The organism is Sphingobacterium sp. UBA5639, from assembly GCF_002421245.1.
Lineage (GTDB): Bacteria > Bacteroidota > Bacteroidia > Sphingobacteriales > Sphingobacteriaceae > Sphingobacterium > Sphingobacterium multivorum.
Genome location: NZ_DIJR01000018.1, coordinates 1 through 24286, shown reverse-complemented (window position 1 = coordinate 24286; position 24286 = coordinate 1). Strand labels below are relative to the sequence as shown.

22 protein-coding genes are annotated in these 24286 nt (G+C 39.3%); 7 read left to right on the top strand and 15 right to left on the bottom strand.

The window, feature by feature from the left end:
• Positions 1–36: 36 nt before the first annotated feature.
• Positions 37–1803: a signal peptide peptidase SppA gene (gene sppA / locus B4Z90_RS10910; protein ID WP_070570450.1), complete on the bottom strand. Its 1767-nt coding sequence runs from the start codon at positions 1801–1803 to the stop codon at positions 37–39.
• A gap of 239 nt (positions 1804–2042) precedes the next feature.
• Between sppA and folK the strand changes: the two genes are divergently transcribed.
• Complete coding sequence (folK, locus tag B4Z90_RS10905; RefSeq protein WP_070570448.1) at positions 2043–2546, top strand: 2-amino-4-hydroxy-6-hydroxymethyldihydropteridine diphosphokinase; 504 nt, start codon at positions 2043–2045, stop codon at positions 2544–2546.
• Positions 2527–2871 carry an Hpt domain-containing protein gene (locus tag B4Z90_RS10900; protein ID WP_201639486.1) on the top strand — a complete coding sequence of 115 codons (345 nt, stop codon included), beginning with the start codon at positions 2527–2529 and terminating at the stop codon, positions 2869–2871. Before folK ends, B4Z90_RS10900 begins: the two co-directional genes overlap by 20 nt.
• On the opposite strand, the gene pssA is transcribed toward B4Z90_RS10900, so the two are convergent.
• The gene (gene pssA, locus B4Z90_RS10895) at positions 2868–3554 is read right to left on the bottom strand and encodes a CDP-diacylglycerol--serine O-phosphatidyltransferase (protein WP_070570444.1); all 687 of its coding nucleotides are present in this window, start codon (positions 3552–3554) and stop codon (positions 2868–2870) included. The two genes, B4Z90_RS10900 and pssA, sit on opposite strands and share 4 nt — an antisense overlap.
• A 74-nt stretch (positions 3555–3628) precedes the next feature.
• Positions 3629–5128, bottom strand: coding sequence for a transcription termination factor Rho (gene rho, locus B4Z90_RS10890; RefSeq protein WP_201639487.1), 1500 nt, complete (start codon positions 5126–5128; stop codon positions 3629–3631).
• A 303-nt stretch (positions 5129–5431) separates the two neighbouring features.
• On the opposite strand from rho, the gene B4Z90_RS10885 reads away from it, so the two are divergent.
• The 3 genes from B4Z90_RS10885 to B4Z90_RS10875 all read left to right on the top strand — a co-directional run bounded on the left by B4Z90_RS10885 (position 5432) and on the right by B4Z90_RS10875 (position 9501).
• Complete coding sequence (locus B4Z90_RS10885; protein ID WP_201639488.1) at positions 5432–7159, top strand: MFS transporter; 1728 nt, start codon at positions 5432–5434, stop codon at positions 7157–7159.
• Positions 7160–7400: 241 nt separating this feature from the next.
• Positions 7401–8264: an N-acetylglucosamine kinase gene (locus B4Z90_RS10880; RefSeq protein WP_046671899.1), complete on the top strand. Its 864-nt coding sequence runs from the start codon at positions 7401–7403 to the stop codon at positions 8262–8264.
• A gap of 418 nt (positions 8265–8682) precedes the next feature.
• Positions 8683–9501, top strand: a complete 819-nt coding sequence (locus tag B4Z90_RS10875) for a UDP-2,3-diacylglucosamine diphosphatase (RefSeq protein WP_046671898.1) — start codon at positions 8683–8685, stop codon at positions 9499–9501.
• 93 nt (positions 9502–9594) lie between these two features.
• Here the strand turns inward: B4Z90_RS10875 and B4Z90_RS10870 are convergent, their stop codons facing one another.
• Together B4Z90_RS10870 and B4Z90_RS10865 are read right to left on the bottom strand one after the other, a co-directional pair.
• Positions 9595–10278: a metal-dependent hydrolase gene (locus B4Z90_RS10870; protein WP_046671897.1), complete on the bottom strand. Its 684-nt coding sequence runs from the start codon at positions 10276–10278 to the stop codon at positions 9595–9597.
• A gap of 10 nt (positions 10279–10288) precedes the next feature.
• Entirely contained in the window at positions 10289–10603 is a 315-nt protein-coding gene (locus B4Z90_RS10865) for a YbaB/EbfC family nucleoid-associated protein (RefSeq protein WP_046671896.1), read from the bottom strand.
• Positions 10604–10789: 186 nt separating this feature from the next.
• Here B4Z90_RS10865 and B4Z90_RS10860 point away from each other — a divergent pair, with 186 nt between their 5' ends.
• Entirely contained in the window at positions 10790–11416 is a 627-nt protein-coding gene (locus B4Z90_RS10860; protein ID WP_139145107.1) for a hypothetical protein, read from the top strand.
• A gap of 70 nt (positions 11417–11486) precedes the next feature.
• Here B4Z90_RS10860 and B4Z90_RS10855 read toward each other — a convergent pair whose 3' ends face one another.
• Entirely contained in the window at positions 11487–12554 is a 1068-nt protein-coding gene (locus B4Z90_RS10855) for a hypothetical protein (RefSeq protein WP_201639489.1), read from the bottom strand.
• Positions 12555–12787: 233 nt separating this feature from the next.
• Between B4Z90_RS10855 and B4Z90_RS10850 the strand changes: the two genes are divergently transcribed.
• A complete protein-coding gene (locus B4Z90_RS10850; RefSeq protein WP_070570435.1) occupies positions 12788–13369 on the top strand; it encodes a thymidine kinase in 582 nt (193 codons plus the stop codon).
• 252 nt (positions 13370–13621) lie between these two features.
• On the opposite strand, the gene B4Z90_RS10845 is transcribed toward B4Z90_RS10850, so the two are convergent.
• From B4Z90_RS10845 to B4Z90_RS10805, 9 genes are all read right to left on the bottom strand, one after another.
• Positions 13622–16345 (bottom strand): carboxypeptidase regulatory-like domain-containing protein, encoded by a 2724-nt coding sequence (locus B4Z90_RS10845; RefSeq protein ID WP_201639490.1) that lies wholly within the window; start codon positions 16343–16345, stop codon positions 13622–13624.
• Between the two features lie 127 nt (positions 16346–16472).
• A complete protein-coding gene (gene cls, locus B4Z90_RS10840) occupies positions 16473–17936 on the bottom strand; it encodes a cardiolipin synthase (RefSeq protein ID WP_070570431.1) in 1464 nt (487 codons plus the stop codon).
• A 57-nt stretch (positions 17937–17993) separates the two neighbouring features.
• A complete protein-coding gene (locus tag B4Z90_RS10835) occupies positions 17994–18683 on the bottom strand; it encodes a sulfite exporter TauE/SafE family protein (RefSeq protein ID WP_115047675.1) in 690 nt (229 codons plus the stop codon).
• Positions 18684–18692: 9 nt separating this feature from the next.
• Complete coding sequence (locus tag B4Z90_RS10830) at positions 18693–19115, bottom strand: FixH family protein (RefSeq protein ID WP_070570427.1); 423 nt, start codon at positions 19113–19115, stop codon at positions 18693–18695.
• Positions 19116–19126: 11 nt separating this feature from the next.
• Positions 19127–20515, bottom strand: coding sequence for a cytochrome c oxidase accessory protein CcoG (ccoG, locus tag B4Z90_RS10825; RefSeq protein ID WP_070570425.1), 1389 nt, complete (start codon positions 20513–20515; stop codon positions 19127–19129).
• Between the two features lie 15 nt (positions 20516–20530).
• Positions 20531–21445 (bottom strand): cbb3-type cytochrome c oxidase N-terminal domain-containing protein, encoded by a 915-nt coding sequence (locus B4Z90_RS10820; RefSeq protein WP_070570423.1) that lies wholly within the window; start codon positions 21443–21445, stop codon positions 20531–20533.
• Positions 21446–21448: 3 nt separating this feature from the next.
• Positions 21449–21646: a hypothetical protein gene (locus B4Z90_RS10815; protein WP_201639492.1), complete on the bottom strand. Its 198-nt coding sequence runs from the start codon at positions 21644–21646 to the stop codon at positions 21449–21451.
• A 4-nt stretch (positions 21647–21650) separates the two neighbouring features.
• Positions 21651–23789, bottom strand: a complete 2139-nt coding sequence (gene ccoN / locus B4Z90_RS10810) for a cytochrome-c oxidase, cbb3-type subunit I (protein WP_070570421.1) — start codon at positions 23787–23789, stop codon at positions 21651–21653.
• Between the two features lie 289 nt (positions 23790–24078).
• A partial coding sequence (locus B4Z90_RS10805; RefSeq protein WP_286802182.1) for a hypothetical protein occupies positions 24079–24286 on the bottom strand: 208 nt, incomplete at its 5' end.

Sequence of the window (24286 nt, the reverse complement as noted above, 5' to 3'; positions counted from 1 at the left end):
CCATACCACGATTGGACTTCCTTTACGAATCAATTACTAGTGAATCTCAACGCTATAAGGCATTCTCGCCTGCACCCCCGTCTGTGCTGTAGCTTTTCTCACGACATCAAAATAACGATAATATTCGCCCATTTGCTCTTTTGCAATCCAAACTTGGACTTTTTCTTTTGAATTATTTAATATCGAGGTAAAAGGATCTTCTTTCTCCGGATATTGGGACACTTTATATTTATTCAGATTGGCCTTTTTTGCGGCAGCCTGAATAGCGGCATCCAAGTTTCCGAGACGGTCAACCAATTTATTATTCACACCTTGCGCACCGGTCCAAACTCTTCCCTGCCCAATACTATCTACATCAGCAATGGATAATTTACGGCCGTCTGCAACAACTTTAGTAAATGTACCATATACTTTATCCACTTCCCGCTGGATGATATCCCTTTCTTCTGCTGTCAACGGCCGATCGAAAGAAGTCATCAAATCAGCAAACTTACCCGTCTTTACACCATCATAATGCACTCCAATTTTATTGTTCATCAGATTTTGGAAATTAGGAATCACACCAAATACACCAATAGATCCTGTAATTGTAGTTGGTTCAGCAAATATCGAATCTGCTGCCGCCGAGATATAATACCCACCTGATGCAGCTAAATCTCCCATCGACACGATTACGGGTTTCACTTTCTTGGTCAAAATAACCTCCCGCCAAATAATATCGGACGCTAAAGCAGATCCTCCTGGTGAATTCACACGCAAAACAACAGCTTTAACAGCATCATCTTCTCTTAATTTTCGTAGTTCGCGGGAGAATTTATCACCACCGATTTGACCTGGTCCTGTTCCTTCACCATCAACAATTTCTCCGGCAGCATAAAGAACCGCGACTTCAGATCCGCTCGCATCATCTTTTAACTTTTTATTATAATCCAACAGGGAAACAAACGATATCTCATCCTTTTCCGAAATTTTCAAACGTTTTCTCAAATCCGATAAAAGTTCGTCTTTATACAACTTGGCATCTGCAAGCTTATATTTTACCGCGTCGTCCGCATCCCGGACACGATAGTCATTCGCAATAGCCCGTAATGAATCGGCAGCAATATTTCTGCTCGCTGCTATTTCATTAATAAAGGTACTGTATATACTTCCCAAATATGATGTTACCTGCAAGCGATTGGGATCACTCATTTTATTTAAAAAGAAAGGCTCAACAGCACTTTTAAATGTACCTACCTTCACAATTTGCATCTCCACCCCAACCTTGTCCAAAAGGTCTTTATAGAACATCGTAGAACTTGCCAAACCTTTAAAATCAATCGTCCCTTGCGGATTAACGTACACCTTATCGGCGGTGCTCGCTACATAATAGGCCTTTTGGTCATACCCCGCATTATAAGCAACAACAAATTTCCCGGTTTTCTTAAAAGCCAAAAGTTCGTCTCTCACTTCCTTTAAACTTGCAAAGCCAACTCCGATATGACTAGCATCTAAATAGATCCCTTTAATATTCCCATCCGTCGCCGCATACTTGATCCTCGCCAAAATATCGTCTAGACCAATATTTTTAGTGGAATAACCTGGAAGATTGAGACTACCCAAAGGATTCGCTTCGCTTCTCTCTGAAATATCATAATCAAAGGATAGGTATAAAACCGAGTTGCTTTTAACAACAATCTCCTGATCCGAGGATGCCGAGCTGATGATGGCCCCAATAATCCCCATCAAAACAATAAACAACACAACAAAAGAGATCACAATCCCCGTAATTGTTGCCAGTACGTACTTAAAAAATGATTTCATATTTTGTAATTAAATCCGATCCATAATCGATCTTCCTGTGAAAAGACTTATTTTCACTAAAGGTAATGCAATATTTTTTATTCACCCAGTCTTTTATTTCATCTACCCCACATTTTATTCGCGAAATTAAGGCTCATAGCCTGAAAGAAATTTACATATCCATAGACCATTAATACACTAAATCCAAAAAATAGCCGAAATTCAAACAACTAAGTTTCACAAAATCTTAATTTAGCATCATGAATCAGATTTATATACTATTGGGCACTAACCTTGGGGATCGTTTTCAACAGCTTGATCTAGCGAGAAAACAACTTGAAACACATGTTGGAGCAATTATTGAAGCTTCTTCGATCTATGAAACAGCGGCCTGGGGAGTTGAAGACCAACCGCCCTTTTTAAATCAGGTCGTTTTAGTGGCATCCCGGTTACAGCCTTTAGCATGCTTAAACCTGACACAACACATCGAACAGGAATTAGGACGTATCCGTATAAAAAAATGGGGTGAAAGAGTCATTGATATTGATATACTCTACTTTAACCAGGAAATTATCGATCTGCCATCGTTGCAGATTCCACACCCTTTTATTGCTGATCGCAGGTTTACACTGGAGCCTTTAGTGGAAATAGCACCAGCCTATATCCATCCCGTTTACAAAAAAAATAACGTATATTTATTGAATAAATGCAAAGACGACTTACCTGTAAAGAAAATTAGCGACGATGAACCATATCGATATTGAACTGATCAACCAAAACATGTTTGACAACCAAGACTTAATCAAACAATTTGTATCCATGTATCTTATTCAAACACCTGTAGATCTCGACAAGCTCCGACAAGCGCTGGTTGAAGGTGATCTTCAAAAGATTGGTGATACAGCCCATCACATCAAACCGACAATGGACTATATCGGTGCCTTTCACTTAAAAGAAAAATTTGAGGAATTAGAGACCAATTCAAAGAACGAAGCATCTCTTGACAGCCTTCGGGCCACTTTTGGTGTTATCGATATTGAAATGAAAGAGCTTCTATTTGAATTGGAACAATATGAAAAAACGATCTAAACCAGATCGTTTTTTTTATTAAAATGCAATGCTGATAATAGGAAATATAAAATTAAAATAATCGGTAAAGCCATAAATTGACCAACAATAAACAAGATCAGCGTCAGGATCAAAAATATGAAGCGAAATTTATTCGTTTTCCAATCCATCGAACTAAATTTCATCGAAAACAACCTAATTTCACTTACCAAAAGATAACTGGTTAAAAGAACACTACCGATTAATACAATCGGATTTAAAACCAATTGTGGGTATTTGTCTGCGATATAAGGTAGAGAAAGCACATAAAATGTATTCATTGGCGTATTCAAACCAATGAAATCCGAAGTTTGGCGCTCATCCAGGTTGAACTTTGCTAAACGTAAAGCCGAGAAAACAGTAATGATAAACCCTAAATAAGGTAACAGAGAACCATCAGGAAATACCTTTGTCAACAAGGTAAACATGATTGTCCCAGGTAAAAAACCAAAACTGACCATATCAGCCAACGAATCCAGCTCCTTTCCTATTGGCGATTTAACATGAAGTAGTCTCGCTACCATTCCGTCAAAAAAATCGAATATCCCGGAAGCAAATACGCAAATAGTGACAACTTGAATATTGCCTTGCAATGCCATCAATACAGCGATACAGCCACTAAATAAATTTAGACAAGTCAGCAGATTTGGGATATGTTTTTTCATGTACAGGATCTATTTTATAAAAAAAGCCATCATTTGATTAAAAATGATGGCTAAAATATCAAAATTTGATGGAATTACCCATTCATACTGATCAAAAATTCTTCATTTGATTTAGTGCCACGCAATTGACCTTGTAAAAATTCCATGGCCTCTGTAGAATTCATATCCGATAAGTGGTTACGAAGTACCCAAATACGTTGTAATGTTTCTTTGTCAGTCAATAGATCATCACGACGTGTACTCGATGCGGTGATATCGATCGCAGGGAAAATTCGTTTGTTTGCCAACTTACGATCCAACTGTAATTCCATATTACCTGTACCTTTGAATTCCTCAAAGATAACTTCGTCCATTTTAGAACCTGTATCTGTCAATGCTGTTGCTAAGATCGTCAATGAACCACCATTTTCAATATTCCGGGCAGCACCAAAGAAACGTTTTGGTTTGTGTAAAGCATTCGCATCCACACCACCTGACAAAATTTTACCTGACGCAGGCGCCACTGTGTTATAGGCACGTGCCAATCTTGTAATCGAGTCTAACAAGATAACGACATCATGTCCACATTCTACCATACGTTTAGCTTTCTCAAGCACGATGTTTGCAATTTTAACGTGACGGTCAGCCGGCTCATCAAATGTCGAAGAAACAACTTCCGCGCGTACACTTCTCGCCATATCAGTAACCTCCTCAGGGCGCTCATCGATTAATAAGATAATCAAATAAACTTCTGGGTGATTTTTTGCAATAGCATTTGCAACCTCTTTCAACAAGTTTGTTTTACCCGTTTTCGGTTGAGCAACGATTAGTCCACGTTGACCTTTACCTATAGGCGTAAATAAATCCATGATACGTGTAGAGTAATTTCCAACACCCATATCTAAATTTAAACGCTCATCAGGGAATAATGGTGTCAAATAATCAAATGGCACACGATCGCGTACCTCAGCCGGATTTTGTCCATTGATAGCCTCAACCCGTACCAGAGGGAAGTATTTTTCACCCTCTTTAGGCGGACGGATACAACCACGTACCGTATCTCCCGTTTTCAAACCAAATAATTTGATCTGAGATTGTGATACATAAATATCATCAGGAGAAGTCAGATAGTTATAATCTGATGAACGTAAGAAGCCATAACCATCAGGCATGATCTCCAATACACCCTCATTAACGATCACATTATCGAAATCTGTACTTGAAGAAGTGTTTTCTGCTTTAGGAGTTTGTGTTGCTTTTTCAGGTTGGGGGCCTTTATCTGCTGCTGGTGTATCTTCGGTTGCAACCGGGGCTTCGTCATGCTCAGAAACTTCACGTTTTCTTACCGTGACAGGTTCCGCAGTTTTTACGGTCCGCACACGTTTACGTGTACGCTCAGCATGTTCCTGATTATCTTCCTCTACTTTAGCTGCTTTTTCAGCTGGCGCTGGTGCTGCTTCCTCTTCCCCACCAGTATTGCTAATTCTTTCGATTAATTCTTGTTTACGCAATTTATCAGCATCTGCGATACCGATCAACTTAGCAATCTCGCGCAATTCCGATACGAGTTTAGCGTTTAATTCGTTAATATCCATTAATGTGTTGTGTATGATTTTTGGATTTTTTTTTGAGCTTTTTTCTGAATTCTGATTACACACTTAAACAAGTTTCCATGATTAAGTGAGATGAAGAACTTAATGATTTCTTTTAAACCCGAAGTGGATTAAATATTGAGAACCTAGACAAAGAAAAAAACAAATTTTGTTATTTCAAAATATTTCAAAAAAAATATTTACTATTGTAGCTAGTAAAACGATTTAACAACATTTTTAGATTGAATTTTATATTTTTTTTCATAAGTTCGTACCTTTCAAAATTTAAGTTTTTAGATCCCTTATATGGAACAGCAACAAACTAAAACCAATTACCCCGCACTCTACACATTGATTATTGTGTTTTTCTTTTGGGGGTTCATTGCGGCAGGGAACAGTGTTTTTATACCGTTCTGCAAAAATTACTTTCATTTAGACCAGTTTCAATCCCAGTTAATAGACTTTGCTTTTTATACAGCCTATTATATTGGTGCATTGTTACTATTTATATTCAGTTCAATCGGGGGAAAGGACCTGGTTGGAAAATGGGGATATAAAAAGAGTATAGTTTACGGTTTACTTTTTTCGGCCTTGGGTGCCGCAGCCATGATTGTTGCTGTCGAAGTAAATTTGTATGTTGGTATGTTATTGGGACTATTCGTTGTAGCCCTTGGTTTTTCTTTACAACAGACTGCAGCAAATCCATTTGCGGTTTTATTGGGCGATCCAAAAACGGGTGCTTCCCGTGTGAACCTAGGCGGTGGTATCAACTCATTTGGTACAACAATAGGCCCTCTTGTTATCGGGTTTTCCTTATTCGGAACTTTTGAGCCTATTTCTGACTCAGAGATCGCCAACCTTCCGCTAAACAAGGTTGTTTATCTTTATATTGGTGTTGGTCTATTGTTCCTGTTAGCTGCAGCATTATTTAATTTCAGTAAAAAAGTTCCTGCTGGAATTAGTGATGAGCCAATGGAAAAAGCGAATAAAGCTTTACGTACCTTGATCATTATGACCATCCTCCTTTTTGGTATGTTCACGCCAGTGTTTTTAAGCTATAAGAGCGATTTAGCCTTGCAGGTAGAGCAGTTACACAAACAGGTTTCAAGTTTAACAGATCAGGTTCAGATCGATCAACTCAAACTGCACATTAAAGAAGTTGCCAAACCACTCGAAATGCAACGCATGTTATGGTTGGCAGGAGCATTGGTCGTTGTGATCGGTGGTTTATTGTTCTCCAATAAGAGCGCGCAAAAAAATCCAGAAGGTTGGGGTGCGATGAAATATCCACAATTGGCTTTGGGTATGCTCGCGCTTTTTATCTATGTCGGTATCGAAGTCGCAATCGGTAGTAACCTCGGCGAATTATTAACATTGAAGGAATTTGGTCATTTGCAATCATCTCAAATTACACCTTATGTATCCATGTATTGGGGAAGTATGATGATCGGTCGTTGGGCTGGTGCTATAACAGCATTTAACTTGAGTAAATCAACTAAAAATGGATTATTGATTATCGTTCCTCTGATTGCATTCTCCATTATCATCGGCGTCAATACGCTTGCAGGATTTGAGATGTCACATCTGTATTATTACGTCATATGTATTATTCTTCAAATTGTAGCATTCTACCTAAGTAAAGAAAAACCTGCTCGTACATTGATTATTTTTGGATTATTTGGAATCATTGCGATGTTAATTGGCCTATTCTCATCGGGTACTATTGCAATCTATGCTTTCTTATCAGGCGGTCTTGCATGTTCAATTATGTGGTCCTCAATTTTCAGTTTGTCCATTGTAGGTTTAGGAAAATATACCGCTCAAGGTTCGGCATTTCTTGTGATGATGATTCTTGGTGGTGGTGTTCTTCCTCCGATACAAGGAAAATTAGCGGATATTATCGGTATCCATAACTCGTATATTCTACCATTAATCGGATTCTGTTATGTTGTTTTCTTTGCGATATTTGTTAAGGGAATATTAACAAAACAAGGAATCAATATTGATGAAATAGAGGCTGAAGGAGGCCATTAACACCCCTCACTAATTGTAAATAGTACACTATTTAAACAATTTTATTACACAGCTCAAAAACTGGCTTAACAACACCGTTAAGCCAGTTTTTTTATATAGTCACCAAAGTACAAAAATTTATTTTTTGAAAAATAAGCGTATAAATTATGATATTTAAAATTAAAAAATGTATTTTCGGGGAATTGATTAATGAATTGATTACTCATTTTATAACGATAAACACAATTAAAACTACTCAATAATGATAATCATTGCTGACGGGGGATCAACAAAAACAAACTGGTGTTTGTTAGACGATTCGAATAAAAAAATCTACTTCAATACGGAAGGGTACAACCCTTATTTTGTTGATAGTGAATACATTGTAAACTCCCTAAAAAAAGGACTACCGCAAGATTTACCTTTTGAAAAAATCTCAGAGGTAAACTATTATGGTGCAGGTGTTCATAACAAGGAAAAAGCACAAATTGTTGTTGATGCTTTAAAACAAGTATTTACTACAGCTGAAGTTGAAGTAGGACACGATCTTCTTGCAGCAGCAAGAGCATTATTAGGAACTCAAGCCGGATTTGCTGCGATCTTAGGAACAGGAACAAATTCTTGTCTATACGATGGTAAAGAAATCACATTAAACATCGACTCAGGTGCTTACATTTTAGGTGATGAAGGTTCTGGTAGTTATATTGGTAAAAAATTACTGGCAGATTATGTTCGTAATTTGATGCCTAAAGATGTTAAAGAAGTATTTTATAACACGTATAAAATGACAAAGGACGAAATTATGGACGCGGTTTATACCAAACCAATGCCAAATCGTTTCTGTGCAAGCTTTAGCAAATTTGTCTATGACAACAATGTAAATATCGAATACACACGCAATATTGTTGATGAAGCTTTTGAAGCATTTTTCAGAAATCTTGTCAGCAAATACCCTAACTATCAAAGCTATACTTTCAACTGTATCGGTTCGGTTGGTTACAATTTCAGAAATGTATTAGCAGAAAAAGCTGAGCAATATGGAATGAAAGTAGGCAAGATCTTGCGCTCCCCTATCGACGATTTAGTACAATTCCACATCGATAGAGCAGCAGCGACTGCCAAATAGAAAAAGAAAAATAATCTTTAACATAAGGAAAGGTATTCAATAAAATTGGATACCTTTTTTATTGCTCTTCCCCCAGTCCTCCGACCTCCCAATATTCTCCGTACCGAAAATTCCCTACTAATATTAATTTCCAATTAACTAACTCATACCGTTTTACAAGACATTTTAATGATTTAATAACAGGAATTTCATCGGTACAAAATAAAAGTATCTTTTTTTTGTAATAGAAGTTAACAGATTGATTAAATGAAATATTGCGGCTTAGAATAACTTCAAAAACGGTAAAAAAGGTCGTTTATGATCGATTCATTTCAGACAAATCCGGCAAAGGTCAAATATAGTCCTCAACAGACGCATAGAAAAAAAATCTACAAAGGACATCTTGGTAGACATAAATGAATAAACAAATTTATTGCAAATGAAAAGAAGCCTTGATATACTTGTAATCTCAGATTTACACCTAGGTACTTACGGTAGTAGAGCTAAAGAGCTTTTACTTTATCTAGAGTCCGTATCTCCCAAAATACTGATACTCAATGGAGACATCGTAGACATTTGGCAATTTAAAAAAAGCTATTTTCCGCAAGAACATCTAAAAGTCATCAAAAAAATCATTGACATGAGCTCTTCGGGGACAGAAGTACATTACATCACGGGCAACCACGATGAAATGTTGCGCAAGTTTACCGATCTAAAATTAGGTAATATCAAGCTGAGCAATAAACTCCTTCTTTCACTCAATAATCAAAAAGTGTGGATCTTTCATGGAGACGTTTTCGACGCATCCATTCATCATTCTAAATGGTTGGCCAAACTCGGTGGATGGGGTTACGACAAACTTATCCAGCTCAATAATATCATTAATTATTGCCTAGATAAAATGGGTAAGGAGAAATATTCTCTTTCTAAAAAGATCAAAAACTCCGTTAAAAAGGCCGTCAAGTATATATCAGATTTTGAACATACAGCGACTGAACTAGCGATTGAAAAAAATTACGATTTCGTCATCTGTGGACACATCCACCAGCCTCAAATCAAAGAAGTCATTACCCGAAAAGGAACCTGCACGTATATGAACTCAGGAGATTGGATTGAAAACCTCAGTAGTTTAGAATATAAAAATGGGGAATGGAAGCTGTTCTATTTTGAAGAAAATAAAGAACAAATCCTGAAGAATAAAATCATCGATATCCCTCTTTTCAGCCTGGAAGATCTTAAAAAGATTGTCATCTCATAAAGATTGTCATGTCTTAATGAACACAACAGAGATCTGCATATAATCAGGAAAACACTAAAACAAAGCCGAGCAAGCTCGGCTTTGTTTTAGTGTTTATAGTTCAAATGTTGCACCGATTTTCGGCAATGACAATGAAATATCCTCATTTTGGAATTTATCCAAAGCTTGTTGTTTATCGATCGTTATTGGCGGAAATGAATCGTAATGGATACCAACTACCCGAGCACAATTCACAAACTCAGCCGCTTTAATTGCATCATCCACATCCATTGTATAGTGCCCACCTATAGGTAAAAATGCCCAATCCAGGTTCATGTCTGCCAGCAATTTCATTTCCATAGTCAGTGCGGTATCGCCGGCAAAATAAATTTTTTTGCCTTTTACATGGAAGACAAATCCCACAGGAAACCCGCCGTATTGACCATCAGGTGTACTATTGGTATGTGCAGCATACACCATCTTCACCGAACCAAAAGGCAGTTGAACTGTTCCGCCCAAGTTGAATTCGATCACCTTATCGTCAGGTACGCCCTGTCTTCTCACCCAGCCTGCAGTTTCAACAATCGCTAAAACAGTGGCATCGCTGTTTTTTTGAATCGTCGCCATATCGGCCACATGGTCCTGATGTCCATGACTTAAAAAGATATAATCCGGTTTAATTGTATTGACATCGATTTCTTTTGCAAGTGGATTATAAGTAACAAATGGATCTAAAAGAACCTTCGTTCCGTCAAAATCAAACTCTACACAAGACTGTCCGTAATAAGTTGCTTTCATGATAATATCGCTATTGATTAAATAATCCGCCTAGTCCTCCTAGTCCACCCAACATATCTTTACTTGCCGCCTGCATTTCAGCCTGGCTGATATTCTCAGCTTGCGCAATTGCCTTATTCAGAGCAACCACAAGCAACTCCTCCAATTCTTCCTTATCTGCGTTTGATAAAAATACAGGATCGATGGTAACCTCTTTTATCTCTTTGTTTGCTGTCGCTACCACACGGATTAAACCACCTTCCACTTCACCAGACACAGAAATTGAATCCAATCTTTTCTTGATTTCCTCCGCCTTTTGCTGGGCTTGAAATAATTTGTCAAACATATTTATATCATTTATTTCAGGCCAATTTACAAAAATCTGCGCATACCTACTATTGCTAATTTACTTTCGCCAATGCTTCCCTTTTTTTCTGAAGGTTGTCTGATCTTATTGGCCAGAAAGAACTTTCAGTTCGCTTTCATTGCTCTTGGTGTCTGCGAAGTCAGGAAGGTTTTGTATTTTTGCAACATGCAAAGCAATCAAGAAAAACTAGTCGCCCATATTTTGGACCAGTTGGACCTAAATCCGGCAGCTATTCCAGCTGAAACCTACGACACATTAATTTCAGATCGCCCTCAACTTGTCGACATTGACGATATGATCTCCTATATCAAACGTATCGGGACTGATCTCGATGCCATTGATAAAACAGTTGAACTGGTTGAAAAAATTGAAGACGAAACAAGTATTCTTATCCATAAGCTTAAGTTTATTTCGGCTACTGACAGGCCCAAGGTATTGGTACTGGACCAAATACAGCCGCTTGAAATAAACCGTTCTGCCTATCTGCAGGAAGCCATAAAAATAGCCGGTGGTATTCCAGTTACAACAGAAAATGAAGCCGATAAAATCATTGTCATCGGTCAGGGAGAACAGACATTTATCCAAATTCCACAATTGTTGAATTCGGCAGCTATCGCATCATCCAAAGCTATCGAGCTCGATCAGGTCTTCATCATGACCAATAAACAATTTGCACAGATTCCCGGATATAATTATTTGAGAGAACTTGAATCTTTAGCCGAAATTCTTCAGCCAAAGTATTTTGTGTATGGTCATGAAGGAAACGATTGGCTACAATTTCAACTAAGCTAAAAAACCAAAAATATAGGTATAAAAAAACAGCTCCAGTAGAACGGGAGCTGTTTTTTTATACTTTAGAATTTTAGTTGTATCTTCTGCGTAGGACGTTGTATAATTTTTCAACGGTATGCGGTTTATCTGCCCATTTATTTTTAATCGCATAATTTGTCTGCAAAAATGCATCCGCTTCCGCATAGCTTGTAAATCTATTCAATAATTCGACAGCCTCACTATACGCTAAACTATACCCATTAAACAAATCCTTAATAAATAAGAGCTTATCATTTAAGCTTATTCCTGCTTTAATATCTGTGAGTTTATCGCTATGTCCAGATTGATTTACCTGATAAACACGGTTCTGCACGCCAGCTTGCTTCTGTTGAGAGATAATTTCATTTAAGGTCAATGGTCTCGCGGGAGCTTCTTCAATGACCGTATTGATTTCTTCCTGAATAAACACTTCTTGCGGCTGCTCAATTACGACTTCTTTTGGTTCTTCGATGACTTCTGTAACGAAGACAGTAGGTTCTTCAACTTGCGCTGTAACTTCCTTTTCTGCCTGATAAGCTAATTCCTCCACTGGAGCAGCCTCAAAAACCGGTGGCGTTGCAACAACTGGCGGAGCGACAGGTTCAGCAATTGCAGGGCTAGGCTCTCCCGATTGTATCGGTTCACTTTCAGAAACAAATGAGGTTTCTGGCTCTTCCAATTTTACAGGTTCACGTTCAGAAACAAATGGGACTTCGTTTTCCTCCACACTGGTTTCTTCATTTGCTACAATGGCTTCTTCATTTCCACGGTTGAAATCTTCAACTGGTTGAGCTTCTTGAATCTCGCTTTCAGTGGGTTCAGCAACAACTTGCTGCGCTGAAGATCTAAGGGTGGAAGGCGGTGTAAAATAGTCGTTGAAAGCAATCTTCTTACTGTCTAAGGCAGCAGTACTTAACGTATGCTGCGATTGAGCTCCCTGAAGAACGGCCTTGGTCTTAAGTAAAGTTATGTAGGCAGCCACAGCCTGTGCCTTCGCTTCTAGTGTTACTAATTCGTTAATTTCGGACAAGCTGCCCTGTTCCGACAAGGTCAGATACTGTCCATTTAAATCCTGTAATAAATCGCCTATCGTATTAAAAATTTCCTCTTTAGTACCCATAATTCTATTTGAAATCACCAATTAATTATTTATAACACTTATACCTGCAACCGATCAAAAAGTGGAAAACCCAATCCTTTGATTTAGAAATATTTGGATTTACGCCCAATTTTTGCTACCCAAATTTAATATTTAATTCTGATATTAGCGGTGTCAAAAACAGAATATAATGGGAGGTCATTTTACAAAAATCACCTTATTTGCGGACCTTCCGACAAAATTAAATTAATCAAATGCTTTTTTCCGAACATAATTTGGCTTTGCGCCCCGCACAATATGGTAGCATTGAAATTGTCTGTGGATCGATGTTCTCGGGCAAGACTGAAGAACTGATTCGCAGGCTAAAACGAGCACAATATGCACGTTTGAATGTCGAAATCTTTAAACCAGCGGTTGATAAGCGATATGATGAAAAGTTGGTCGTTTCTCACGATAGCAATAGCATCCCATCAACACCCGTTGATCATTCTTCAGCGATCCTACTCTTAAGTTCATCGACCCAAGTTGTCGGAATCGATGAAGCACAATTTTTTGATGACGGTTTGACAGAGGTATGTGTCAAATTGGCAAATAGTGGTATCTGGGTGATCGTTGCCGGTCTCGATATGGATTTTCAAGGGCAACCATTTGGTCCAATTCCCAATTTAATGGCAGTAGCCGAACACGTCACGAAGGTGCATGCGGTTTGCATGCAATGTGGCGCTCCAGCGAATTATTCCTACCGCCTGACCAAGGATACGGAAACCGTGCTTTTGGGTGAAAAAGAAGCTTATGAACCACGGTGTAGACCTTGTTATTTCGGCTTGAATAAGTAAATGATCCAAAAAGTTAACTAAAATCTGCCAAAAGGACCATAAACGCTATTTGGCATAGGATTTGAAATATACTTTATAAATAAGAAGATTAACGCTTTTAATAGCGACAAAATACTTTTCATAATTTAGGTTTATAATTGGTTAGTTAGCACCTCCTTGCCCATCAAGGGGGTGTTTTTTTGTTAAAAAAGAACGCTGTCCCCAGGTTACTGAGCACAGCGTTCTTTTTTCATGAACTCCTATAGGCAAGGCTTAAGGCTGAACACCGTAATTTATAACCTTACGGCCAATGTTACCTGTTTGATCCATTCCCTCGACGATGACCTTGTAATTTCCATTTCCATCGGCATTATAAAATTGAATGGCAGCTTCCCCCGTCTCTGTGATTGAGACTTTCGGATTCCAGTAAATGGTCGTTCTCAAATCGTTTACAGCCTTTCTTTCCGGCGTATCGTATTTTGGAACATAGAATTTGCGTTCTTTAATATAACCTAGAGGATACATATCGATCACATTTGATTTTGGCAACATGCTCTCAATTTCACTCAATGACATTCGCGGCTTCTTCGCTTCCACTTTTTTCGTATAAATGGACACAACACCATTATTTTGATACATTCTGGAGACTGTTCCCAATTCATCACGTAAGAAGATTTCGATTCCTTCGATATCCGCGACATTGATGCTGTTCAATCCAGGCTCATCAATAGCCATACCGTTCAGAAAGAACTGAACAGGCGTACGTCCCCCCGCATTATAATCGCGGGAAACATAATATTTCAATGTCTGCGGATCATAAGTAATGCCAGTCAATACCGTTTGAAGACACATGGTCAACACGTTACAACCGGTCAAACGCTCGGGTTCAATACGGTGTTCCGGCATGGATAAGCCCGAAATAGATGGAAAATCTTTATTGGTGATTGCTTTCTTCACTACGCCTGTCACTTCGACCTCATCCAGAAGGATCGATTTTCGATACTCTTTTCGGCTATTCGCCAAATAAGGAGCAAAAGCCTGGTCTATATTCGGCACAAAATAACTTTTATAGCCATTATTCTTATCGATCTCCGGGTAAAAGCTCTGATCCATATTAATAACCAGGCTCCGGTAATTGTCGTTAGAGCGGGCATTAACCGTTACTTTAGACGAGTCCGGGAACACAAGATCCTTAAAGGTGAATCGTCCATTCTGATCCGTATAAACGTCTTTCTTAATATTACGCGAAGGAACCGATAAAAGTAACCCTCCATTTGGATAAGGGCGTCCAGTATTCATCCGAAGTATACCGGATAATTCAATTCCTTGCTCGGGAAGAAAACTGATCTGTGGCAACTTCTCCGATATAAGTGTCGGGTAGTCAAATCGACGGTATCCCTGTGTCATTAATAGTGCATCCAGCGCTTTATCCCGATTGGGATTCTTTTCATCGAAATATGAATTTGGGTTTTCTACATTTCCTTTGAGGTCCGAAGTCAACAGAAAGTTGCTCACAATAGAGAGATCTGCCTGATCATTATAAGGAACTTTGGATTCGTCTATTACAGCGACTGAATAGCTTCCGGGGAACTTCTGCCCATTGTTGTCCACAGCAAGTTTAAGATTGACCAAGTCTTTAGCCTTATAGCTTTGCTTATCGCTGGTAACTTGAATATTTAAAAGCTTTTCACTTTGAACAAATGCCAAGCGTTCGCTGATAGGTTTTCCGTCCGGACTCAATAAGGTTACCTGAACAATACCATTTGGCAAACGCTCTTTCGGAATATTGACCAATGCAGACGAAGATTTTAAATTCACCTGTGCGCCAAAACAGAGATGGCCATTCGACTGAACCAAAACATAATAAGATTGCCCCGGGTTCTTTGAAAAATTCTCCTCGCTAGTTACCACGGCAAACTCCGCATTCGTGGCATCCTGTTTTACAAAAACAACATTTGCCTTGTCACTGACAACAGCCGGCAATTTGTATTTGCGCTCCTGTCCATTCTCAAACTTCACAACAGCTTGATAATTTTCTCCTGCGAGCGGCAGAAGAGAAAAATAGCCCATTCCAGTTCCAAAGTCTGCAAACTCCGCTACCGACTTGCCCTTTGAATCCAAAATACTACCTTTTACCTTTAGCCCCTTACCATCGGATCCAATGGCTTTAAATGCAACTTTTTTGGCCAATCCAGCGATAATATCACCCCCTTCAGGAAAGAATTGCACATCTGCATCCCACAAGGCATTTTTGAGCAAGAAGGAACTGGACAAAGGTTTTTCATTTTTATTTTCCTGAATGCTAATCTTCAGTTGTCCTTTCTCCAGATTTGCCTTTTCTTTTGCAGACAGGTTTATGATTACTTTCCCCAGCCCATCGGTCTCAGCTTTGCCCTTGTCGAAGGTTTCCCATCCCGACACAAACTCCCAATTGATTTTTGAATTGATCATCGGTTTTCCCGTACGATCGCGGAACTGTATGACAGCTTGGGTTTTATTACCACCAATGTTATTTTGAAATTCAATGTTCGTAATCAATTTCTTATTGATTACATCCCCGATTGGCACCACTTTGTTAAAAAAGTAAGCATTATCAAAGTTGGCCATCCATTTTGTGTAGGCCCTAAAGCGATAATTGTCCTGAGACATAAATTGAGGATCAAGTACAATCTGCCCATTTCCTACCCCTTTATCCAATGGAATTTTTAGTGTCTGAATCAGGGAATCGCGACTGTTCAGCACTTCCACGTAAGCTATTTTACTCGGCTCATATTCGGCCAAATTGCGGGATAAATAGGTTGAAAACCAGAGAGTATCCCCTACAGCATAATAAGGCTTGTCGAAATGTAAATGTACCTTTTCAACTGGGTAAACCTGAAAATATTTCTGAACTCGTTCTACGATTGTATTAATAGGCAATGTAGGTGTAGTCTGGGCATAAGTGGTCCCTATTCCTAACAGTCCTATCGATAAAGTCAATAGTTTTATGTGCTTCATTGAAAGTCTTAGAATAAAAAATGAATAGCTAAATATATTCAATTTTGAGCAAAGACCAACCGCATTGGGGTATTTTTAACATTTATTATACCTATTCATGGGACGATTTCCGACGCGCTAAAAGTAATTAGAGCAATGGAGCCAAAAGCCTACAGATAGAATCTACTCCTCTTTTCCAGCGGCTTCGCTGCATCCACTTTCGAATTGTAATCAGGTCTGAAACTTCGATATCAGCCAAAAATTGTGCATTAAGACGGTCGCAAAGCTCTTTATCCGATACAATTCCCGAGATTTCAAAGTTGATGTAAAAACTTCTGATATCCAAGTTTGTCGTACCGATATAGGCCAGCTTCCCATCAATGCAGATGGTTTTGGCATGCAGAAATCCCTTTGTATAGAGGTATACATTAACTCCTCTTTCCAGTAGTGGTTTTATAAATGAGAAGGAGGCATGCTGTACAAAAAACGAATCAGACTGGGCCGGCAACATCAAGTCCACACGGACACCGGAAGATACCGCGAGCATTAAAGCAGTCGTCAATTGATCGCTGGGAATAAAATAAGGTGTACACAACTGTACATATTCTTTTGCTTCGTTGATACCGGCAATAATTGCTTCCATATTGAAAGGCGCTGGCGATCCAGGATCACTGGCTGTAAATCCTACTCCACTCGCATCTTCATCGGTAAGAGGAAATCGGTTTAAATAACCGCGGCCCAATTCAAACGATTCCCCATCTGTCTGGTTCCAGCTGTTCCAAAACTGGATTTGCAACGTATTTACTGCTGCGCCGACAACCATCATCGCCGTATCCCGCCAGTAAATCTCATTTTTTCCGTTATTGATATACCGATCTGAAATATTGATTCCGCCGACAAAACCTATTTTCCCATCGATCACCGCTATCTTGCGGTGATTTCGGTAGTTGCTATTCGCCAAGGAACTAAAGGTTACTGGAAGAAAAGCTTGAAACACAAAATCGGGTTTATGCCGCCGTAAATATTTAATTACATCTGGAGCACCAAAACTATCCAATATCAGACGTACGGTGACCCCAGCTTTTGCTTTTTCTTCTAGAATATGTAAGATCTCCTGCCCTATTTCATCCATTTCCCAAATATAATATTCCATGTGAATGGAATGCTGCGCAGCTTTAAGACTATCAATAAGTACCGGAAACTTTTCTTCCCCATTGATAAACAGGGTGACATCGTTGTTGAGGGAAAAAGTAGAGATCTTTTGATTTTTAAGGTAGCGGTATACCATGGCCAAACTACCGATCCGCTCATTTAACGTATCAATATGTTCCTCCATAATTTCGGATTCCTTACGCCAGGCATCCAGTAGCTTTTTGGACTGCTCGCGATACACGCGTTTCATCCTTTTGACCTTCTTAAACTTCTGACCAAAGAAATAGTAACTGAGCAAACCGACGACAGGTAAGAAAACAATGACCATAATCCAGGCAATGGTCTTGGAAGGATTACGGTTTTCGATCAAAATCGTCCCGATTACACCAATATAAAGGATGAGTAAGGGAATCCAATAATATTCTAATGCAATCTGTAAAATATGATGAAGTACCTCCATATTGTGTGCTAAGGGTTATACCAAATATAATACTTAGCATCGACATATTGTTTGTCGTTAAACACAGTTTATTGCACCATCGACATGAATGAATGGACTTAAATAAGGAATGTCTAAATTGGCACCCCGGAGTATAAACCAAATTCCCAATAAGAAATAGAGAAAGGGAACCCATTTCGAAAATCCGATTTTGAAAGATCTGGAGAAATTTCCCAGAAAAGAAAACGCAAACAAGAGCGGGATAGTTCCTAAGCCAAAACACAACATAAAAAAGAAACTTTGCTGTGGACTGTCTGCATTTATGGACGACATGAGTGCCATGTAGACCATACCACAGGGCAATAAGCCATTCAGTACGCCAGCAATAAAACTCCCCCCCGGTTTATAGAGCCATTTCGACAATAAGCGTACAACTGGCTGCACAGCCTTCGTCTGCCAGCTAGCGATTTTCCGATTATGCTTACCAATAAGCTGGAATAAAGCAATTCCGATCAGAATAATACCTGTGGCCCAGCTCAAACTTCGCTGCCAACCTTGAATCTGCGCAAATGTTCCGATCGTACCGAGTAAAAGTCCTAAACAACCATAAGTCAGTACCCTTCCGGATTGATACAGTATTTTATTAAAAAAAACGTTCCAACCAAAACCCTGCCTTCCTTCAATAGCAAAAATTAATGGACCACACATGACCGCACAATGTATGCTTCCAAACAATCCCATGAAAAATGCAAAATAGGTATAGCTCATTTCGTTAAACTAAAATAAAATATGCTCTTCAAACAAAAAATCTTTACCTACACTCTTCCAGTCAATATACAAATTCCACATTCCTTTATCGAAAGTGGAAATGGGCAGTGTATATAAATTACTGGTTGTCTGAAATGGTAATTCTTTATCCAATCGATTATCCGAAGGTTTTCGAAACAGCAGTTTCCCTTTATTTTCTTTGGAAACAAAATGAATATACAAGGTATCTTGCCTGATTTCTATTGTCGGTGATTCCTTCATCATCAATACATTTTGCTTTTTTTCGTAAGCTTGATCATAATTCAGCCCCTGTTCATAGTAGTCATCTTCTTCCAGACTATCCGAATCATGACTCACCATATATATTCCAGCTCCGACTATACACAACATAAATACCGCCAAGGTTAAAAAAATCTTTGTACCCCAATTCATTGTTTTTCATTTTAATTCATACCCGGAGGCGCAATAAAAGTGGTTTTTAAACTTTCCACTTTCTTATCTCCCGAATAGATAGCTAATTTTACATTACTTTTATAGGTCTCAACATCCTTATTCGCGATAATTAGAAAAAAGCTCAGTGTCGCATGCCCATCTTTACTCAATTTTTGAATAGGATTGACCAGTTGAATCGTTAAACGCGGATCATCACAGACCAATTTAAAAGGCATTTCTTTACCAGACTTATTAATCAATTCCAAAGAATACAGGTTGCTTATTGTCTTATCATCACGAAGCTGGTAGGTGCTTCCCTTTGCCCGAAGCAATCTTCCATCCACCTGAGAACGATTGAACAACAGAAAACTAAAGACCGACATTAATGCAATCAACACGATAGAATAGGCTATTGCCCTCGTATTGCTTTTTTTCTTCAGTGTTCCTTCAATCTCACCCATTGGATAAAAGCCAATTAACTTTTTAGGCTTTCCAATTTTGTCCATGACAGTATCACAGGCATCAATACAGGCCGTACAACTTACACATTCTAATTGCAGACCATTTCGAATATCAATTCCTGTGGGGCATACATGTACACAGAGTTTGCAGTCTACACAATCTCCATGTGTCGTCGTTGCATCCTTTTGCTGTTTTCCTCTTGGCTCTCCACGTCGATGATCATAGGCGACAGTGATACTTTGGTCATCGAGGAGTACGCCCTGCAATCTGCCATAAGGGCAAATTGCAATACATACAATCTCCCTGACGTACGCAAACACACCATAGAAAACCAATGTAAAGATGATTATTGATATCAATCCACCTATATGTTGGTCCAATGGATCAGTGACGATCTTCATCAGTGCATCAACACCGATGATATAAGACAAAAAGATATTTGAAATGAAAAATGATATGATCAGGAATATACCATGTTTCAAAAACTTTTTCAATTGTTTTTGATCCGTATTGGGTCCAGCATCCAATTTCTTTTGTTGTTGCCAATCACCTTCGATCCAATATTCAATTCGTCTAAATATTAATTCCAAAAAAATGGTCTGGGGGCAAGTCCATCCGCACCATACCCGTCCAAAGACAACAGTAAACAAAACCACACATACCATCACGATTAACATGCCGAATACGAATATGTAGAGATCCTGTGGATAGAACAGATTTCCTAAGATGGAAAACTTTCGCTCAATAATGTTGAACATGAGAAACGGTTCACCATTTATTTTGATAAAAGGAACTACAAACAAGAACAGCAGTAGTGAATACCCAACCCACTGTCTCTTTTTGTAAAGCTCTCCCTGCGGTTTTTTGGCATAAATCCATTGTCTTTTTTTTGACTTAGATCCACCGTTATTGGCGTTATTCACGACTACTGTACTCATTGCTATTTCAATTTACTACTCTGCTTTTTTTTCTGTTTCAGCCTGATCGGCTTTGCTCTCATCCGCCGCCTTCTCTCCACTTGCAGCCTGGCCACCACCATAGGTTACCTCTTCACCTTGCGGAGCTTTTGGATTAGCAGGGTGTGTATCCCTTAAGGTGATAATATAACTGGCAACCTGTGCGATTTGTGCAGGACTTAACGTTTGTTCCCATGGCACCATTCCTTTATCAGGAACACCATACTTAATGGTTTTGAAGATATCTTTAATCTCGCCACCATGAAGCCAAAACTTATCGGTCAAGTTAGGTCCGATGCCTCCCTCGCCACTACCACCGTGACAAGCGACACAGTTTGCGGTAAAGATCGCTTTTCCATCAGCTGCCATTTCCGGCTGAAACTCCACGCTACTTTCGTCTACATTGCTCGCAGAAGCAGTAAGATAAGCCTGACGCTCTTTCTCGGCAACGACCATCTCATGTTCATACTCCTGGTCCTGGTTCATTCCGATGCCCGACACCTGATAAACAAATAAGTAAACAAGGCCGAAAAAAATCGTTCCATAAAAAAGGAAATTAAACCAGATCGGAATCGGATTATCCAATTCGCGGATACCATCATACTCATGGTCTATAACAATATCCTTTTCTTCTGAAATCGGTCTGATCCCCATGATCTTGTTCCACGACCTTTTCATCCAGCCCTTATTCGCCGCCTTTTTGAGTTTTTCCTCCTTGGCCAATTCAGGCATGGTAATCTTAATGATGGATTTCATCGCGCGATTGACCATCAATGCCGAAGCAAGAAGAGCCAGCATCACAACGATCAATACAACAATTAAGATATCTGTGTATAAATTATCTGTACCGAATCCTATCGTAGATTGAACAACTTCTGCGGTAGCTGGTGCAGTATCCAATAATAAACTCATATATTATAGACTATCAGGTGAATGATTCAGTTCCTTTTCTGTTTCATCTTCTTCCAAAGGCAATTCCTTCATATAGGTAACATAGTCTTTTTTCATTCGAAACAACATGATTGCTACTGAAATGAAGAACACCAAGAAGATCCAAAGTGATGCAATTAGATAAAGCTCACTGCCGTTTAGATTTGTTATTTGCTTAAACATGGCTTTATTGATTTGCGTTAACATTATCAGCTACTTTTGGAGCTGCTTTTATATCTGTTCCTAATCGCTGTAAGTAGGCAATTACAGCTACAATCTCACGGTCAGCTAACACATTCACTTGATTTTGTTTTAGATCATCAGCAATTTTTTGTGCCTGTTTGGTAAGATCCTGCTCAGCATGTTCAATTTCCGCATCGGTATAGGGAATTCCCAATTTCCGTAACGCTTTCATTTTATCTTTCAGAATAGAATTATCTAGCTTCTGATCGATCAACCAAGGATATGTTGGCATAATACTTCCTGGCGAGGTAATCGTCGGATCCAACAGGTGATCAAAGTGCCATTTATTTGGGTATTTTCCACCGATGCGATGCAGATCTGGTCCCGTCCGCTTCGAACCCCATAAAAACGGTGTATCGTAAACAAACTCTCCCGCCTTGCTATACTCTCCGTAACGTGCGGTTTCGGATCTAAATGGACGAATAGTTTGCGTGTGACAGTTTACACAACCTTCTCTTACGTAGAGATCCCTTCCCTGAAGTTCCAATGCTGTATAAGGTTTTACACTCGCAATCGTTGGAACGTTTTTAGAAATTGTAAAAGTCGGCACCATTTCCACCATACCCCCAATGAGGATGGCAATAAGAGCCAGTACCATAAATAAAATTGGCTTACGTTCAAGGCGACGGTGTTGAGACTGTTCGTTTACTTGAACCGGCAATAATGCAGGAGCTTCTGCAGGCTCATTGGCCAAAAGCTTCCCTTTTTGCATGGTTTTGATCAAGTTGAACGTCATCAGGAACACGCCCGATAGATAAAGTGCACCACCTAATGCACGCATCATGTGCATTGGCAAAATTTCCAATGTTGTCGCAAGGAAGTTGGGATATTTCAAAACCCCTTCCGGTGTAAATTCTTTCCACATCAAGCCTTGTACTACAGCTGCCCAATACATCGGGATCGCATAGAACAAAATACCCAAGGTACCTATCCAAAAGTGCGTTGATGCCAATTTTTTAGAATATAACTCCGTTTTATATATACGTGGTATCAACCAGTACAGAATACCGAATGTCATAAAGCCGTTCCATCCCAATGCACCTACGTGTACGTGTGCCACGATCCAGTCGGTAAAGTGAGCAATTGCATTCACCTGCTTTAAAGATAGCATAGGGCCTTCGAAAGTCGCCATACCATAACAAGTAAGGGCCACGACCATGAATTTTAACATAGGCTCTGTCCGTACCTTATCCCAGGCACCACGTAAGGTCAACAAGCCATTGATCATACCGCCCCAGCTCGGAGCAATCAACATAATGGAGAATACAACCCCTAAAGACTGTACCCAACCAGGTAGCGCCGTATAGAGCAAATGGTGAGGACCTGCCCAGATATAAATAAAGATTAAAGACCAAAAGTGAAGAATACTTAACTTGTAAGAGTAAACTGGACGGTTGGCCATCTTAGGAAGGAAATAATACATCATTCCCAAATAAGGGGTTGTCAAGAAAAAAGCAACTGCATTGTGACCATACCACCATTGTACCAGTGCATCCTGCACGCCCTTGTAGACATAATAGCTTTTCCAGCCAGCTACAGGCAATTGGATGGAGTTAACAATATGCAATACGGCTACTGTAACAAATGTGGCAATATAGAACCAAACTGCGACATACATATGACGTTCGCGTCGTTTGATAATAGTACCGAACATATTGATTCCAAATACCACCCAAATGAAGGTAATTGCGATATCAATAGGCCACTCCATTTCGGCATACTCATGGCTTGAAGTAAGACCGAGTGGTAAAGTAATAGCCGAGGCAACAATAATTAATTGCCAACCCCAAAAATGGAGTTTGCTCAAAGCATCACTAAACATTCTTGCTTTAAGCACCCGCTGTAAGGAGTAATACACTCCCATAAAAATACCATTACCTACGAAAGCAAAAATCACCGCATTGGTATGCACAGGACGTACACGGCCAAATGTAGTAAATTGCAATCCGAAGTTCATTTGGGGCCAAACAAGCTGCGTCGCCACAAGCAATCCTATGGTCATACCAACTATTCCCCAAATAATGGTAGCGATTCCGAAATTCCTGACAATCTTGTTGTCGTAATTAAATTGCTCTAACTGCATTACTTAAATTGTTGATTCTGGTTCAAAAGTAAGCAGCAATTTATGACAATTTAATGATGGGGAATGCGTACAAAAGTGATGTACGTCACTTTTGTATTACCGCATTACAATGCTTAGTTACTAATTTCGGCTACTGGTTCTAAATGACTTAGCGAAAATTGAGATCCTGAAAGGTACTTTTCACCAGTAGATCTGAAATCAAAAGTGACCATAATCACATTTCCCGCCGTACAATACGCGATAACACACCAAATCTCATCACAGTGGCAGACCTTGATCTTTCAATGTGTCACACTATCCAACTGTAACCAGCGAGCCAAAGCCTTTTCGGAAAGGAGCAGTAGGAGGTGGCTTGAATAGGGACAGTAGAGGCTCTAGGACAGCGCCAGTCGGGGAAGTACGGAAGATATGCAATAGCATTGTACAGGGAAGTACGGAGGATATGCAATAGCATTGTACGGGGAAGTACAGGCAGGTAGCTAAACGAAAGAAGCCCT